The 16,032-nt window shown below is 46.0% G+C and carries 14 protein-coding genes and 1 riboswitch; of the genes, 6 read left to right on the forward strand and 8 right to left on the reverse strand.

The window, feature by feature from the left end; genetic code table 11:
- Positions 1–11: 11 nt before the first annotated feature.
- The 5 genes from ACVA6Q_RS03485 to ACVA6Q_RS03505 all read right to left on the reverse strand — a co-directional run bounded on the left by ACVA6Q_RS03485 (position 12) and on the right by ACVA6Q_RS03505 (position 5,624).
- Positions 12–530, reverse strand: coding sequence for a protein disulfide oxidoreductase (locus tag ACVA6Q_RS03485; protein ID WP_446646534.1), 519 nt, complete (start codon positions 528–530; stop codon positions 12–14).
- On the reverse strand, positions 523–2,583 hold the full coding sequence (locus ACVA6Q_RS03490) for a protein-disulfide reductase DsbD family protein (protein ID WP_446646535.1): 2,061 nt from the start codon (positions 2,581–2,583) through the stop codon (positions 523–525). Before ACVA6Q_RS03490 ends, ACVA6Q_RS03485 begins: the two co-directional genes overlap by 8 nt.
- 134 nt (positions 2,584–2,717) lie before the next feature.
- Positions 2,718–3,119, reverse strand: a complete 402-nt coding sequence (locus ACVA6Q_RS03495; protein WP_446646536.1) for a hypothetical protein — start codon at positions 3,117–3,119, stop codon at positions 2,718–2,720.
- A 202-nt stretch (positions 3,120–3,321) separates the two neighbouring features.
- A complete protein-coding gene (locus ACVA6Q_RS03500) occupies positions 3,322–3,504 on the reverse strand; it encodes a hypothetical protein (RefSeq protein ID WP_112462494.1) in 183 nt (60 codons plus the stop codon).
- Between the two features lie 407 nt (positions 3,505–3,911).
- Complete coding sequence (locus ACVA6Q_RS03505; RefSeq protein ID WP_446646537.1) at positions 3,912–5,624, reverse strand: ArnT family glycosyltransferase; 1,713 nt, start codon at positions 5,622–5,624, stop codon at positions 3,912–3,914.
- A 315-nt stretch (positions 5,625–5,939) separates the two neighbouring features.
- Positions 5,940–6,003, forward strand: a riboswitch (Fluoride riboswitch).
- A gap of 99 nt (positions 6,004–6,102) precedes the next feature.
- Between ACVA6Q_RS03505 and ACVA6Q_RS03510 the strand changes: the two genes are divergently transcribed.
- Positions 6,103–6,795 carry an iron-sulfur cluster assembly scaffold protein gene (locus ACVA6Q_RS03510; protein WP_446646538.1) on the forward strand — a complete coding sequence of 231 codons (693 nt, stop codon included), beginning with the start codon at positions 6,103–6,105 and terminating at the stop codon, positions 6,793–6,795.
- A gap of 14 nt (positions 6,796–6,809) precedes the next feature.
- Positions 6,810–7,784 carry a GGGtGRT protein gene (locus ACVA6Q_RS03515; RefSeq protein WP_446646539.1) on the forward strand — a complete coding sequence of 325 codons (975 nt, stop codon included), beginning with the start codon at positions 6,810–6,812 and terminating at the stop codon, positions 7,782–7,784.
- A 50-nt stretch (positions 7,785–7,834) separates the two neighbouring features.
- On the opposite strand, the gene ACVA6Q_RS03520 is transcribed toward ACVA6Q_RS03515, so the two are convergent.
- Together ACVA6Q_RS03520 and ACVA6Q_RS03525 are read right to left on the reverse strand one after the other, a co-directional pair.
- Positions 7,835–9,997 carry a putative bifunctional diguanylate cyclase/phosphodiesterase gene (locus tag ACVA6Q_RS03520; RefSeq protein WP_446646540.1) on the reverse strand — a complete coding sequence of 721 codons (2,163 nt, stop codon included), beginning with the start codon at positions 9,995–9,997 and terminating at the stop codon, positions 7,835–7,837.
- 11 nt (positions 9,998–10,008) lie between these two features.
- Positions 10,009–11,040: a phosphate/phosphite/phosphonate ABC transporter substrate-binding protein gene (locus ACVA6Q_RS03525; RefSeq protein WP_446646541.1), complete on the reverse strand. Its 1,032-nt coding sequence runs from the start codon at positions 11,038–11,040 to the stop codon at positions 10,009–10,011.
- A gap of 340 nt (positions 11,041–11,380) precedes the next feature.
- On the opposite strand from ACVA6Q_RS03525, the gene ACVA6Q_RS03530 reads away from it, so the two are divergent.
- Positions 11,381–12,049: a hypothetical protein gene (locus ACVA6Q_RS03530; protein WP_446646542.1), complete on the forward strand. Its 669-nt coding sequence runs from the start codon at positions 11,381–11,383 to the stop codon at positions 12,047–12,049.
- A gap of 14 nt (positions 12,050–12,063) precedes the next feature.
- Here the strand turns inward: ACVA6Q_RS03530 and ACVA6Q_RS03535 are convergent, their stop codons facing one another.
- Complete coding sequence (locus ACVA6Q_RS03535) at positions 12,064–12,465, reverse strand: hypothetical protein (RefSeq protein ID WP_446646543.1); 402 nt, start codon at positions 12,463–12,465, stop codon at positions 12,064–12,066.
- Between the two features lie 174 nt (positions 12,466–12,639).
- Here ACVA6Q_RS03535 and ACVA6Q_RS03540 point away from each other — a divergent pair, with 174 nt between their 5' ends.
- The 3 genes from ACVA6Q_RS03540 (at position 12,640) to secF (ending at position 15,992) form a co-directional block, all read left to right on the forward strand.
- Positions 12,640–13,158 carry a hypothetical protein gene (locus ACVA6Q_RS03540; RefSeq protein ID WP_446646544.1) on the forward strand — a complete coding sequence of 173 codons (519 nt, stop codon included), beginning with the start codon at positions 12,640–12,642 and terminating at the stop codon, positions 13,156–13,158.
- Positions 13,159–13,263: 105 nt separating this feature from the next.
- Positions 13,264–15,087: a protein translocase subunit SecD gene (secD, locus tag ACVA6Q_RS03545; protein WP_446646545.1), complete on the forward strand. Its 1,824-nt coding sequence runs from the start codon at positions 13,264–13,266 to the stop codon at positions 15,085–15,087.
- 2 nt (positions 15,088–15,089) lie between these two features.
- Positions 15,090–15,992 carry a protein translocase subunit SecF gene (gene secF / locus ACVA6Q_RS03550; protein WP_353499532.1) on the forward strand — a complete coding sequence of 301 codons (903 nt, stop codon included), beginning with the start codon at positions 15,090–15,092 and terminating at the stop codon, positions 15,990–15,992.
- Positions 15,993–16,032 lie beyond the last annotated feature (40 nt).

The following is a 16,032-nucleotide window of genomic DNA, read 5'->3' on the forward strand; positions in this document are numbered from 1 at the left end:
GGCTCAGTCCGTTACTGAGCAGAGAAAATTCTTAGCCATAATCCCATTGGCGTTGTCACGCCTATCGAGATGTTTTCAATTTTGCCTTTGTAGATGACAGCAATAGTTGGTGTGACGCTGATATTCCACTGGCGACTTATTAAGCCATTTGAATCGTTGATGACAGGAAACTCATAGTCCTTCGCCTGCATATATCGATGGACACGCTCATCGGATCCTGAAGAAAGTGCTACGGATACCACTTGATAGTGGTTGGAAAACCAATCCACTGTAGGGCTTACCAGTTTGCATGCCCCGCACCAAGTTGCCCAAAAATAGAGGACGACAGGCTCTTCGTGACTTTGGGTGATAATGTCGACCGGTACGCTATCCAAAGTCATTGCCTGGATAGCAGGAGCATCTCCTTGCGGCATGTTCAGGCTTCGATACCAATCGATGGCAAGTGACACAAGCGTTATCAGGATGAAGATACTGACAAGCTCTTTACTCCACTTTATGAGTGTGTGTTTCCATCCAGTAGGTTTAGTCATTGGGTGTTCCATTTGCAGCATTCAGCGCTTGTGTGACGCTTTCTGATGTCAATATGACAGGTAGTGCTATTCCCTCTGGGTGTTTAGGACCATAGACAATATTGAACGGTACCCCAAATCGGCCATAGCTTTGTAGGTAACCTGTGACGCTGTCACTTGGTGTGGTCCAGTCACCTCGCATAGTGACTACGTTCGCTTGTTGCAGGTGACTGTAAACTGGGTCTTGAAGAACGACACCAATTTTGTTGGCTTTACAGGTTATACACCAGTCTGCGGTGACATCGACGAATACCGTTTTACCTTCTGCTACGAGCGAAGGAATAGATTGGGCATCCAGTCGTTGCCAGTTGAGATCATCGACAATTGGAGTTGACCAACTATCTGCAGTGACGCTGCCAACGATCAAACTGCCGCCCAATGCAAATACCGAGAGCCCGGAGATCAAGATGAATGCTTTTCGGCCATAGACTTTTCCGACTAGGATGAACGAGGCTATTACAATAACGCCGATAATCACCGCGGTTGCGGCTGTACCAAAAAATGCAGAAAGTAATGAGGTCAACCAGAGGCTAGTCAGTAGCATCATTGATCCAAACACCAGCTTAAGCTTATTCATCCAAGCCCCTGGCTTAGGGAACGCCTTTACTAGTCCAGGAAAAGCGGTAAACAGTAGCCAAGGAATGCTCATACCAATGCCTAAAAAGGCGAAAATTAACCACAGTTCACCGTAGCTCGCGCCCAGGGCGTAAGCGACGGCCGTTCCAAGAAATGGTGCGCTGCAGGGCGTTGCTAACAAGGTCGCAAACATGCCTTGTATGAAATGCCCGCTGTAGCTATGGTCACCTTTTGTGGCGAGCCAAGTACTCATCGAACTTGGCAGTTGAATGTTGAATAATCCAAGTAGATTGGCGGAAAACAGCAAGGTAACAACGGCCATAAGAATAATGAATCCGCTGCTTTGGAACTGAATCCCCCAGCCAATCATGTGGCCAGCCATCTTTAATGCACTAAGAGTGCCTGCCAACAGAATAAATGAGGTGATGATACCGGCTGAAGATGCTAAAAATGAAAAGCGAACCTGGCTTCTCGATTGGCTGGCCCCGGAGATAATTGAATTGAGCTTCATCCCTAGTACCGGAAGTACACATGGCATGATGTTTAGAATAAGGCCACCCAATAGAGCAAAGCCAAGCATCCACAACAATCCACCTTGATTGGGTACTGCCATCAGGCTTGTGGTCACGATGGTCGACGTTTCGGCCAGAATCAGTTCATCTGACACGGTAACCTGAATGCGTTTATCGGCAATATTGGCTTCGCCTAGCCAGTTGCTAACGTCGAATTTGGCGTAGAGTGATTGTCCATCGATAGTCAGCTTAGGTTGAGAGAAGAACTCATCTGCCACATCTTTCCCATCAACAAGAACGAACGGTTTTGACCAAGCAGTCTTGGAATCAAGCTTAAGCGTTAAAGTTTGTGCTTCTTGATCCCAGTAGTTATCAGTAACTTCAACCTGCTCGCTGGTTTTAGGCGTAAGGCTCATTCCTTGCCCAAACAAATAGGCTGCGTCGGAGTCCAGTTTTAGTGAGTCTGGGTCTATGGTGAGTTCGATCGGATAGTCAGTAATCACACAGATATTGGTGCAACTTGGCAAACGCAGGTTTGCTTTGAGCTCAATCGGTTTTGTCGGGTCACTAACCGTTACGATAAGCGGAAAACTCACTTCGTGTTTATAGCCTAAAGTGAGTACACCCAACTGCTCATAGTACGCGGGTACTGGCCAGTGCCAATCGACTTTCTCGATGTTGGTTGAATCGCTCCAGTCAAACTCGGGCGCAACACCCCCTTCACCGGGGCTGCGCCAATAGGTTTTCCAATCACCGTCGAGCTCGACATCCATTACCATTTCCATTCGACGGGTGGTAGGGTCGATATGCCCGGTGGACAGTGCTCTCACTTTAACAGGCGGGTGCATAGGATCAGTTATCCAACCTGTGGATTGAGCAAAAGCGTTCACGCTGTAGAGCGCGGCGACATTCGTTATGATAAGCATCAAAGCAATGCTTAGCAGCCGACTTATTGACGGCAAAATAGTAAGTGCCTTAACAGGGGCACATTTAGTTTCAGTGTATGTATTCGACACAGTATTCTCCAAAAAGTAATTAATAGACCTTGGTGAATACTTTTTTATTCCCTAAATGTGCAGAGCGTCAGATGAAGCCGGTACTTTGTTGGCGTCTCATCCGAGCGTTTGAAGTGCTTATGCTGCGAAAGGCGAGTAGAAGCTATCGCAATGAGCGCAATAAGAAACAGAAAAGGTGTTAGGTCTTCGATGCTAGGAAGAGATTGAGTAAGCAGCTTCTTAGTAACAAAGCACGGTTCTGTCCCTGACGCCGAGTCGTGAACGATTTTGTCTAGAGACTCACTATCAAGTAACTCTGCTAAGTTCAACGTGCTTGTTGATGCGACTGGAGCAGTTTGTAACTTGCTGTGATAGGCGACATTAGTTTTCAGTGCGCACAGAGCCACTACCAGAAGGGCAGTAAGCAATAGCAAAACGCGAAAAATGGTGTGCCTGAAGGTTTGCAAAAAATCTTTCTCTATTTTTGAGAGTAGGGCAGAAACCCAAAGTTAAGAGCGACTACGTTAACGTTTTATTGAGAAAGATCAAGTGGAAATGATTTTCAAAACGACTGAATTTGGCTTGGTAGATTGATTGGGGGAATGAGAGCTTGCCAATGGAATGACAAAGAAGAGCAACGCGATGGTTGCTCTTCTTGGGCTGCTTTGTCTAGGCGGCTTTGCTAACTAATCGCAAAATCGCTTTATTAATGCCAATAAGATCGTTGACGGACGTAGCGCCTTTAATCGCATCTAGCAGTGATTCCTTGCTACAGCTTGGGATAACATCAATGTTTTTTACTTTTCCCTGAAGTGTGTTTTTCATCAATTCAAATTGTTTTTGTTCGAACATGATATTGAGCCTGTGACGTTGTTTATTATTTGTATTGCGCCGCTATCTTACCCTCTTATTGTGACAATTGTTTGGTTTTTATTGCAACAGGTTGTGGTTTGAGCGGCATAGTCTCTCGACCGGGCGCATATGATAGGGGTTTATGCTAACTGATTCCAATGCGAACTGGCAATGAAACGACGGATCTTATAGGTGGTGCATATCCGAATTGAGACTCACCTCATTAACTGTTTGATACTCAATTAGTATTAGTAAAAAAGTTTGTAACCTGTTGTTAACGCCGTGTGTGCTGTTGCAAGGTGTGCACGTATTTGTGTGATCTTACTCGAAATAATACTTGCAAGGTCGCGCTGACGAGAGATGAAAAAGCCCCTTAACATAAGGGGCTTGGTAGGAGAATTTAGCTTTTACTTACCTGCGAGCCAGAATACGGCATCATTCACCTTATCACTTCGCGGCGTACCCTTAGCGAGAATTTCATACTCAGTACCAGCTCTGAGGCCCATAAACGAAATGACTTCCTGCGTTGAATTACTTCTATCTAAAAGTAGGTAGTCGTACTCTGGATCGACGCCATCAAGGATCGCTTGCGCACGTTCTTTATCGACTCGTGGTACAGACCAATCGTGATACAGGAAGAAGATCGACGTCATCGTTTCTGAGAAACGAATGCTAGCGATACGATCGCGCTTTTCTTCAGGCACCTGTTCAACAAACGTAGCCAGGTCTGGCTTCATATCCTTGGCAATGTCGATAGCAGGGAACAAATACGTGAATGCACTTGAGAAAAACAGTGCCGTCATAATTGCCATCTTACTCCACTGTGGCCAACCTTTGCGCTCAACAATGACCATCAGAGCGATAGCGGCTAGTGGGATCAAAGCAACTAAGTGCCACGTGCTTAACCATTCCATTAGTGCTGGTGGAATTTTGTGCTCAGGAAGTAAGCCAGACCATAGAGGAACTACGGCAAAGGCGACCAGCACAAATGACATCAGAGCTAGCCATGCGCGGCGATACCAGTCAAACCATTTGCCTGCTAATGTCATGGCGGCATCTGCAATAATCAATGCAAATAGTGGCATTAGTGGGGCTAGATACATTGAGCGTTTTGTCACTGAGTAGGACAAGACGAAAATCGCAAGTGCAAACCAGAATGCTAGAAAGCTGTCAGTCCAAGATAGCTGTTTTGGTTGGCGTAATTTATAAACAAAGTGACCAAGCCAAAGCACGAGCAGTGGTGTCCACGGAGCACTGTATTCAAGTATACCTTTTACGTAGTAGAAAGGTTTGCCAGCGTGGTTGTGACCCAATGTATTCGTTGCCGAACCAGTCAGACGGCCAACTTGGTTATCCCAGAACCAAGCCTTCCAAAGTTCTGGAGAGGCGTTTTTGTAGAATGGGTATATCCAACTCGCCGCAACCAAACACATGGTAGCAATACCAATAAGGTGCATAGCGATGAACTGACCCATTGGCGAAGCTTGCTCTGGGAACCGTTTACGTAAATGCAGCGCACGCAGTACAAGTGGCACCCAAGCTAATCCGATACATAGCACGATAGCAACCGGGCCTTTGCTTAAGAATGCAAGACCAGTGAAAGCACCTGCGATGATTAAGTAGCCAAGCTTTTGACGTAAGTACGCTTCGCTGAAAGCCCATGTTGCGGCAACAGTAGTAAACATCAACGCAGCATCAACACGAAGCCAGTGGAAGTTAAGTACGAAGCCTTCTAGGGTGCCCAGAACAGCGAGTGCCATCCACGCATAGTTCTCACCTTTGAATAGGTAAGCGATGCGATAGGTCGCGGCCAACGAGCCAAGACAAAGTAGGGAAAGCGCTAGGCGACCTGCCATGATGGCGTCGAGACCCGTGGCATGCATCAAAAGCGTCGATATGACGAAGAAAACAGGGGGCTTTTCAACGAATGATATGCCCGCAAATTGAGGAATGATAAAGTCCCCAGTGAGGTACATGCTATGAATAATCGCAGCTACGCGAGGTTCGTCTGGCGTCCAGACATCGTGATCGAATAGACCACTAAACACCACCGCGAGAATGGCGAGTACCAGAATAAACTTCCAGCTCTGGGTTTGATCACCGGTTTGCGTTGTTGACACTTTTTTTCTCCACTGTTGCTGCAAGTAAAATAGCTTGCGAGCGCCATGTTAAAACATTCATTAAGATAAAAGGGGTAAATTCTAGTTAGCTAAAATTGATGCATCAATAGTTTGTCCCTGAAATACAAGTGTATTTCCACAAGAATTGACGTCGTACTGACAGGAGGATACCTTCCTATAAGTTAGCTTAATATGTTGTTTTTGTAACGATTGATAATTCTATACTTACAACTGGATAGGTATAAAGCGATAAATTGTTATGACGAATGGTTCTAGTGCTGCCCATTGCTAAAAAGTGTGATTTGGATCTACTATTGTCGCCAAGGTGATGGGGTTCCACCTAATTAACCGCCAACTGGCTGATGACTCCTACAGTTTCTGAAAACAGGTGTAACTTGTTCGTGTGATGCCTATATCATACGGTAACTGTAGATCTAAGCCGATTCCTACACCTGTTTTCCCGTTAGAGGAAAACATCATGCAATACGCCCACGAAATTCAATCTATGTGTCCGATCCAACAAGGGGCACTACATCCATCTGCGCCTATTCCTGTCGAAGGTCGTTGGGTTAATCCAAAAGATGTCATCGCTATTTCTGGCCTTAGCCACGGTGTCGGTGCGTGTGCGCCTCAACAAGGTGCAGCTAAACTGACACTCAATGTTAAAGACGGTGTGGTTGAAGAAGTACTGATTGAAACAATTGGTTGCTCGGGTATGACGCACTCCGCTGCGATGGCTTGTGAAATTCTCACCGGTAAGACCATTCTTGAAGCAATGAATACCGACCTCGTTTGTGATGCTATTAACGTCGCGATGCGCGAAATTTTTTTGCAGTTTGCCTATGGCCGTACGCAATCAGCGTTCTCGGAAGGCGGACTAGAAATTGGTGCTGCGTTAGAGGACTTAGGTAAAACTCAACGAAGTCAAGTGGGAACGAGTTACGGTACGCGATCTAAAGGGCCAAGGTACATGGAGGTCGCTGAAGGTTATGTCACTCGACTTGCGTTAGATGCCGATAACGAAATTATCGGCTATGAATACCTCAATCTTGGAAAAATGATGGCGGAAGTCAACAAAGGCGTTCCTGCGGATGAGGCCATGTCGCTGGCAAAAGGCAGCTATGGTCGATTTGATGAAGCCGTAACTTTCGTTAACCCACGTCAAGACTAATTGAGGAGCCAATTATGACTATCACAACACAAACGCTACTGAATGAAATGGGCTTAGAAACACTAGAGCAAGCCTATCAATTTTGCCTTAAACATAACATTGACCCAAAACAGCTGGTGATTGAAACACAGCCTATTGCTTTTGATAATGCATGCGATGCTTATACGCTTGGTAGCGCTTTAGCGTTACATCGAAAAGTATCTACTGCACAGCACGCGGCACTAACCATCGGTGAAGGCCTTCAGGCATTTTGCAAACCTGGTAGTGTGGCGGCTCAGCGACAGGTTGGCCTAGGGCATGGTGCCTTGGCGGCAAGACTATTAAGTGAAGAGACACAATGTTTCGCATTTTTGGCTGGCCATGAGTCGTTTGCGGCAGCAGAAGGGGCGATCAAAATAGCGCTGAATGCTAATAAATCGAGAAAAACGCCTCTGAAAGTGATTCTCAACGGTTTGGGTAAAGATGCTGCTTATCTGATATCTCGCATTAATGGCTTTACTTATGTTAAGACACAGTTTGATTATCAAAATGGCGTATTGAATGAGGTCAGCCGCAAGCGCTTTAGCCAAGGGGAGCGTGGTGAAATCCTTTGCTATGGCGCTGATGAAGTTCGAGAGGGCGTCGCAATCATGCATGCTGCTGATGTTGATGTGAGTATCACAGGTAACTCGACCAACCCAACACGTTTTCAACATCCGGTTGCTGGGATCTACAAATCAGAGCGCTTAGCGCAAGGTAAATCATACTTCTCAGTGGCATCGGGAGGTGGCACAGGCAGAACGTTGCATCCTGATAATGTGGCAGCAGGTCCTGCAAGTTATGGTATGACAGATACGATGGGCAGAATGCACGCTGATGCGCAATTTGCTGGAAGTTCGTCAGTTCCAGCACACGTTGCAATGATGGGTTTTATTGGAATGGGCAATAACCCAATGGTTGGCGCTTCAGTAGCGCTGGCTGTCGAGGTTGATCAGATGCTCAATAGATAATCGAGCAAGTGACATTGAAGCTGGTATTCGGTTAATACCGACTACCAGCTTCAAAGTTTGAACTCAATGACGTTGGACTCACTTTCATTGATTAGCTTCTTAACAAAGTCATCGACTGGCATCGGTTTGTCAAAGTAATAACCCTGACCGATTTCACAGCCAATTCTAGACAGTGTATTGGCTTGCTCTTCGGTTTCGATGCCTTCAGCAACCACCAATAAATCGAGGTTATTGGCCATAGCGACCATAGCCTGAACGAGCTGCTGATCTTTGGAATCGGTAATAATGTCTCGGACGAACGATTGGTCAATTTTAATGCCATCTACCGTGAATCGGCGAAGGTAACTCAATGACGAATAACCGGTACCAAAATCATCGAGCCAAACTTCAATGCCACTTGCGCGGATTTCTTTTAGCGTACGTTCAGCCTCATCTTCATCTTGCAGTAGCAAGCTTTCAGTAATTTCCATGCGGATAGTGCGTGCGGGGACATGATATTTCTCCATGTAGAACGCGAACATTTCCACTAGGTTTTGTCGATAAAGCTGTTTGGACGAAATGTTAATAGAAACATGAAAATCGTGCGCAAAGTAAGGCATCCACTGCTGAATCTGGAAGCACAAGCGTTCTATGAGCCACTGACCAAGTGGCAGAATCATCGCCGTTTCTTCGGCGATTGGGATAAAGTCGGCAGGCGGAATTATGCCCAAGACGGGGTGGCGCCAGCGAACCAATGATTCCGCGCCCATAATCCGGCCAGTCTTTAGGCAAACCAAAGGCTGGAACCATAGCTCAAACTGTTGCAAATCAGCGAGTGAACGTCGAAGTTCGCGCTCGATATTCGCTCGGTGCGTGACCGACTTGAGCATTTTGGGCGTAAACACTTTGTGTGTGTTTTTACCATCAGCCTTTGCTCGATACATTGCAATATCGGCATTCTTGATCAGATCTTCGGCCGTTTTACCATTTTGTGGATAACGAGCGATACCTATACTTCCTCCCACCACGAGTTCTTCATTTTCCATCAGAATAGGAGAGCGAACTGCTAGGAAGATCTTTTTCACTAAGCCATCTACATCTTCCGTCGTTTTAAGATGTGGGATCAACATTAAAAACTCGTCGCCGCCGATCCTAGAAATCATAGTCAGTGGATGATCGTTGGTGATTTCGCGTGCACATGTGGAGAGTTTTTCCGCTAGTCGCATTAGCAAAAAGTCGCCACTATCATGACCATAGTTGTCATTGATAACCTTAAACTCGTCAAGGTCAATAAATAACACGCTAAACGATGTTGCAGGGTAGGATTTAATCGTACCTTGTAAGTGTTGAATGAAGCGGGTTCGATTCGGGAGGTCGGTTAACGCATCATGGTAAGCTAGGTGCGAAATTTTTTGAGTGCGCTGTTCAAGCTTTGACGCCATAGACTGAACAGCGACGGTCAAATTGCCGATCTCATCTTGCCGTTTCACTGTGCTCATAGCTTGCGCTAGTTTGAAATCTCCGCGTCCAATGGACTCTGCCTGCTCAGTGAGTTTAACCAATGGCCGGCTCCAGTGGCGAGAAATGATGGCAGCCATTATTGCTGAACAGGACAGCAATAGTACTGCGGCGCCTAAGACACCTAGATATAAGGCTTTTTGAGAACGATCATTGGTCGATTCAATGAGTGTCGCCATGTTTGCGATATCGCGATCGACTTTATCTAATGAAAATTCAATAAAAATCCCACCAATGATTTCGTCTGCCACTTGAATTGGACGAATGATGACTAAACGCTCATCAGAAAACTCATGAATTCGTTGACCTTGGCTTAAGACTGCGCTGACATCATAGGGAAATGGCAGATTTCTTCCAAGCATCTCAAGTGAGGGGTCGCCGTCATGAAAAACATGTCCCTTGCTATCAAATACGACGAGACTTTTAAGTTCATCCATTTGTAGCAGTGGTTCGAGCAAATACCCCGCTTCCTCTAAGTTGTACATATAGAGTGGATCGAACATTGATTTTGACAGATAACTAGACATTTGCTCTGCGCGTTTACTGAGCTCGGTTCGAAAGGTTTTACTATTTTGTACAGTGAGTTCGTGGAGTAGCCGCTGTGAGTGATTGGATGCCAACCACAAGTGCACCGCGGCGCTAGTTAGCGTCATCACTACTGCTAGTGCGAATGTCACCAGCATGTACTGCCCTTGTAGTCGTAATTTCAGCTTCATTATCCGTCTACCTACTGAAACCACATGCTTTCGATTTGCATGCGATATTGATTGTAATCGGCGAAAGATTGCAATCGTTCGGGGGAGAATGACTCAAACTTTGTGGTTTTCTGAAACTTATACAGTGCGGCTTTTCCTTCTGTTGATTGATGGGCATTGACCAGACTTGTCTCGATAGCCTGTTTTACTTTAAAAGGTAGATCTCTACGCAGCAAAATGACACTGCGTGGGATGAACTTAGTGCGATAGATGATTTCCATTTCCGGTTTTATGTGCGGAGGCATATCACCAGAATCCTCCCAGTTGGTATTGGCAAAGGCTCCGACATCTGCTTGACCATGTGCAACCCATGTAGATAGCGAAATTTCATCAGCTCTGCGAAGAATGTCGCCAGCAACGACGATGTTAATGTTCTCTTGATTGGTGATTCGACTCGAACCAGGCTGAGAAGCCATCGCTAATTGTTGGCTTATTAATGTTTGTATAGGCATATAAAAGCCTGAGGTGGAGCTTCTGTCTTCGAGAACAAGCGTTTTACCGACGAGATCGTTAAGGGTATGAATACCGCTATCCTTTCGGGCAAAGAACACGGTTTGGTAGTCGGCTTGACCTTTTTTCCAGCGGTGCAAACGAATATCAGCTTTGTGTTCTTCCTGCAGTTTTAAGGCCGCAAACAAAGTTTCAGACACCATGTCAATCTCACCTCTATCTAGCCATTGGCCTAATTCGATGATGGAATTGGTGACTTTTACACGCCCCTCTGTATAGCCATAGGGAGCAAGTTGATGTCCTAGGTATTTGGCTATAGGCGAGGTAAACCCAATGTGCTTTCGAGCTTTGTTACTTAAAACGCCAATGGTAAAAGTCTTATTTTGTTCGACTGGTACTGGTGATACTTCGATTGCTGTATCTGACGCAAAACTTGTCACACTATAGCTTGTTGTACAAAGCCCTAAAGCAATAAGCCCTAGTCCTCTCAACACGACGCTCTTTAGACGCAGTGTACGGGCTAACATGGGGCTAGAGATAGAACTTACACGCATTACAACAAGCCTTATAAATAACGATACAGATATACTAGGTGATAGCTCTCGACATTCGAACAAAATAGGCTGACCAGCAACATTAGTGGCATCACTTATGGAATGATGCTCACGATTTTTTAGTCAGCGTCTATCAAGTGAATGAATTTTGGTAACGGAACTATCTGTTATGAATCGGAATGTTAACATAATCATTTGTTCTGTGAATGCTTGTGTTGCTAAAAATAATTGGCTGATTTAGCTCAGGATTTGATACTCAGCCCAATTATTAATTAAACTTGATTTCGTATGTGCCGATACAGTGTGTATCAATATATGTGGAAGGCAGGGTAAGAGAGTAGTGAAAAAAATTTTATTGAGCCTTGGCATAGGTGCCGTGCTTTTGGGCGCTGGTGGCGGGGGGGCTTATTATCTTGGCTATTTCGATGAGTCCGAACCACCTCAAACCAGCGCAGATCGCAAAGCTCAGGTTCCTCAAGCCCTCGTCGAGCCTTCAAAAATCGAGGAGCCGACTCCGGAACCAAAACCACTTCCTAATCAATATTACGTTTCTCGAGCCGCAGAGACCGTGTACTTGCAACCAGAAACCACCTCGATACCGGACGGTATAGCTTACTATGGCGAGCAGCTAAATGTGATGGAGAGGCGTGGTGATTGGATTCGAATTGCGCCAATTTATCAGCTGGAAGAGGGAGCTGATGAAGTGTCGCAGTGGGTCGATAGTGCTCACTTGTCTGTAGAGCCGGTAAAATTATCTGGGAGCGATTGGTTTGATGTACTACAAGAGTACATCGAGAACAGCGATCATTATATGAGCTTTCAAGAAGCCTTTCTCGACGCCAGTACTCAGCTTATCAAAGGCAAACAATGTCGCCTTGCTGACTTTGAAGAAGTCGGCGGTTGGATTAAATCAATTAATCACAAAGATAGCGTCTACTTTACTTACTGTGGTGGTATTGAAGCCGAACATAAAATTTACTTGAATGTTGCCAGCGGAAAGATATTTTAACGTCTGCAAAGCGATTACCAAGGAGATTTGTCTCGTTCTTTGTCTGCAGTACGCGCCATTTCTTGTGCGCATTGTTTGAGTCGTTTTATTGACGTGAGGTCACCGTGCTCAATATGTTCGATGGGGGCGTAGCCATTGAATGCTTTGGAGTTATTGCGCACGTTGATGAAGTTGTTAATAAAATGAGAGCTTTCAAAGGCGGTGCGGAGCAAGCCATCTATTTCGACAATAAGATGCACTCGTTCAAAGGTCGATGGACCTACTGGTACGGTCGCTGGAGTCACTTTAAGGCGAGCGTGCTGTTCTTGTGAAAGTTCAAGAATGGCCTCGGTTTGATGATTGGATGCACCCCAACCATCGAGCACACCTAGCGCGTATTTGACGAGTGTAAGTCTTTCATTCTGTGACAGTTCCATTGTCTTATCCTTTTCACCACTACCATTTTGAATATAGTTGCTGAGCTGTATTACCTCAAGATGACGGACATTAAAGGGCTTCAAACTCTTTGTCTTAATGGTTTAGCTTTTTTTATTTGTCTTCTAACTAGGTTAGGCACATAATGCGAGCCTATTAGTATAGAGGTTATGTCTTTGAGTCGGTTCAGTGTGTCATTTTTGCTTGCTTTTGTTGTCGCGTTTTTCGCGCCAATGGGGTTTGCTGCATCTGATACTTTTGAAGGTGACCGAGTTGATAATACAAGCATCGCTGTATGGACGCACTCCCAAAGCTCCTATGACGCTTCCCATAAGTCGGTGGGCACACCGCGTGAGTTATCGAACAGACTTTCTTCAAAACTAAATCAGCGCCCAACCCATCCACGCAAACCTAATCGACCAACGTCTAATTCATTTGGTGAGCATGACGCGCAAGGCATTTTGTCTTCGTTGCGATGGTTCAACAGCGGTCAAGAATCACGTGAACAAGAAGCGCCAGATTACACTCAAATCGCTGATTTAGGTGCTTCTTGCTACTTTGAACAGTTTGTTTGCTCAGTAGATTCAAGACTGCTCACTCCTTTCTATTTTCGTCATGCTGCTTCTGAGCACCGTTTGAGTGGTTGGAAAGATGGCAACACCTTATACGTCTATTTGAGCTCGCTCTACGCTTAGTTCCCCTTTGCTATTTCTTAATTACTAGACTTGTGCTCAATTTCGCACAGGCGATCTAGTGCATTTCATTTTTTATATATTCAGCCTTTTGGCTGAGGGAAAACTATGCGTACAAAAAAACAACCCAGAGCAGTGTTGAATCATTATTCCACTTGGAAATACCTTGTCTTGGTCGTCACTTGCGTCATTTTAGCTCTTAGCGCGATGCCCTCATGGTTTGGCGAGAAACCCGCGATTGAGATTAAGTTAAGCCAGCAGAACACGCATTTAGATACGCCGTTTAAAATCAATTCATTGTTGACAGGGCAAGGTGTTGAAACGACGTCGATCACCGTTGAGAATCATGTTGCTCAGCTGGTATTTGATAACGAAGCCGAGCAAACGGATGCTCGCAATGTGCTGGGGAAATGGGTCGGTAAAGAAGACACCATGTCTTACTCTTACACATCAGTTGCACCGCAATGGCTTCAAACTATGGGTTTTACGCCGATTAAATTAGGCCTTGATTTGCGTGGTGGTGTTCAGTTCTTACTCAATGTTGACGTTGACCAAGCCGTCTCAGAGCAGCGAGATGCCGTGATTGATGAAATCAAACAGCAACTTCGAGATGAACGTGTATTTGGTGTGTCAGTAAGACCAGAGTCACACACGGCAATTCGCGTTACTGCCAAAGACAAGCAAGGGGAAATCGCGGTTCGTAAGTTTGTTAATGCGACTTACCCTGAGTGGCAAGCGAAAGGGGAAGGCAATGCGTTGTCGATTGCGATGAAAGCGCAGCCTTACACTGAGTTTGAAACGCTCACAATGCAGCAAAACCTTAAGATCATGCGTCAGCGTATTGAAGAGTTGGGTATCACAGAAGCCATGGTTCAGCGCCAGGGCAGCACAGGTATCCGAATCGAGCTCCCGGGTGTCCAAGACCCTTCATTGGCAAAGAGAGTGATTGGTGCAACCGCTAGCCTCGCATTTCATGAAGTCAGTACGTCATCGAATCCAATATCGACTTTACGTATTAAAGATGAGCAAGGTCAGTTTGTTACGCTGGTGAAAAAGCCAGTGTTGACGGGTGAGCACATCGTGAATGCGCGAGTGGGCTTCGATCAGATGAAGCGTCCGGAAGTTGATATCTCCCTTGATCACGCTGGTGGCAAGAAGATGAGCGACTTCTCGTCTACACATATTGGCAAACCAATGGCAACTGTGTATCGCGAGTATGGTGTGAATGCCCGTGGTGAGACGGAGCGCAGTGAGAAAGTAATCAGTGTGGCAACGATTCAATCTCAGCTTGGCAGTCAATTCCGTATTACCGGTTCAGGTAACCTAGAGGAAGCTCAGCAGCTTGCACTTCTGCTGCGAGCAGGTTCGCTTACAGCACCGGTCACCATTGTAGAAGAACGTACTATTGGTGCATCACTAGGTGCAGAGAATATTCAGAATGGATTTGCGGCGTTGGCATTGGGTATGGGACTGACCTTGACCTTTATGGCGCTCTGGTATCGTCGTTTGGGTTGGGTTGCCAATGTGGCACTGATTCTGAACATGTCTTGTTTGCTTGGTTTGATTGCCTTAGTTCCAGGGGCAGTGCTAACACTTCCGGGTATCGCTGGCCTAGTGCTTACTGTAGGTATGGCGGTGGATACCAACGTACTTATCTTTGAACGTATTCGAGACAAACTGGCAGAAGGGCGCAGTTTTGCTCAAGCGATTGATCAGGGCTTTAACTCTGCTGTGGCGACTATTTTGGATGCCAACATCACGACCATGATTACTGCTGTGATCTTATACGCTATTGGTAACGGTCCTATTCAAGGGTTTGCTTTAACGCTTGGGTTAGGTCTACTCACTAGTATGTTTACGGGAATTTTTGCCTCCCGCGCTATCATCAATCTTGTTTGGGGTCGCGACACTCGTCGTGAGGTAAGGGTTTAAGCATGAAACAGTTCTTTAAATCGCACATTCGTAATGTTCGTTATTTCACTAATATATTGTCGATTGGTTTAGTGGTGTTGTCTGTCGCTGCGGTGGGTATCCGTGGATTGAATCTTGGCCTAGATTTCACTGGAGGCGTGGTATCGGAAGTTCAACTGGGCAGTGCTACGACTCAAAGTGAGCTTCGAGACACCTTGACGCCACTATTGGGCGAGGGGATTTCTGTCACCAAATCGGGCGAAGAAGGCCGTTGGACAATTCGTTACGCTGCTGACCAAGATGCAGCAAAACATCAAGCGTTCAAAGAAGTGCTAGCGAATGCGTATCCGCACTCGAAAGTGGTGAGCGACAGCATAGTCGGTGCTCAGGTTGGCCAAGAGCTATATGACCAAGGTGGCCTGGCTCTGTTGGTTTGTTTGCTGTGTATCCTTGGATATTTGAGCTTCCGATTTGAGTGGCGTTTAGCAAGTGGTGCATTAGCTGCGCTGTTGCACGATGTGATCTTAGTTTTGGGTTTCTTCGCATTAACCCAAATGGAGTTTAACCTAACGGTATTTGCCGCGGTTCTAGCCGTGTTGGGCTATTCGTTGAATGACTCTATTATCATCGCCGACCGAATTCGTGAAATCTTGAAACTGAAGCCGAATGAGCAAACGGCGGACGTGAGTGACCAAGCCGTCATTGCCACATTCGCTCGAACCATGGTGACTTCTGGTACGACGCTAATTACCGTAGGAGCGCTATGGCTGCTGGGTGGTGACGCGCTGCAAGGATTTGCTACGGCGATGTTTATCGGTATTTTTTCTGGTACATGGTCGTCGATTTCGATGGGCACTGTTATCCCAGAATGGCTGCACCTTGAAGCGAAACACTATCAACCGGTTGAAATTGACACTGCACCTTAACCGGTGGCTGATTTAAAGTAAGGGCACCTCGTGGTGCCCT

This window comes from Vibrio sp. DNB22_10_4, from assembly GCF_052879755.1.

Excerpts from the sequence above, each read along its gene's own strand:
- ACVA6Q_RS03510 (WP_446646538.1), top strand. The coding sequence starts at position 6,103 with ATGCAATACGCCCACGAAATTCAATCTATGTGTCCGATCCAACAAGGG.
- secD (WP_446646545.1), top strand. The coding sequence starts at position 13,264 with ATGCGTACAAAAAAACAACCCAGAGCAGTGTTGAATCATTATTCCACT.
- ACVA6Q_RS03500 (WP_112462494.1), bottom strand. The coding sequence starts at position 3,504 with ATGTTCGAACAAAAACAATTTGAATTGATGAAAAACACACTTCAGGGA.
- ACVA6Q_RS03535 (WP_446646543.1), bottom strand. The coding sequence starts at position 12,465 with ATGGAACTGTCACAGAATGAAAGACTTACACTCGTCAAATACGCGCTA.
- ACVA6Q_RS03485 (WP_446646534.1), bottom strand. The coding sequence starts at position 530 with ATGACTAAACCTACTGGATGGAAACACACACTCATAAAGTGGAGTAAA.
- ACVA6Q_RS03520 (WP_446646540.1), bottom strand. The coding sequence starts at position 9,997 with ATGAAGCTGAAATTACGACTACAAGGGCAGTACATGCTGGTGACATTC.
- secF (WP_353499532.1), top strand. The coding sequence starts at position 15,090 with ATGAAACAGTTCTTTAAATCGCACATTCGTAATGTTCGTTATTTCACT.
- ACVA6Q_RS03490 (WP_446646535.1), bottom strand. The coding sequence starts at position 2,583 with ATGCTTATCATAACGAATGTCGCCGCGCTCTACAGCGTGAACGCTTTT.
- ACVA6Q_RS03515 (WP_446646539.1), top strand. The coding sequence starts at position 6,810 with ATGACTATCACAACACAAACGCTACTGAATGAAATGGGCTTAGAAACA.
- ACVA6Q_RS03525 (WP_446646541.1), bottom strand. The coding sequence starts at position 11,040 with ATGCGTGTAAGTTCTATCTCTAGCCCCATGTTAGCCCGTACACTGCGT.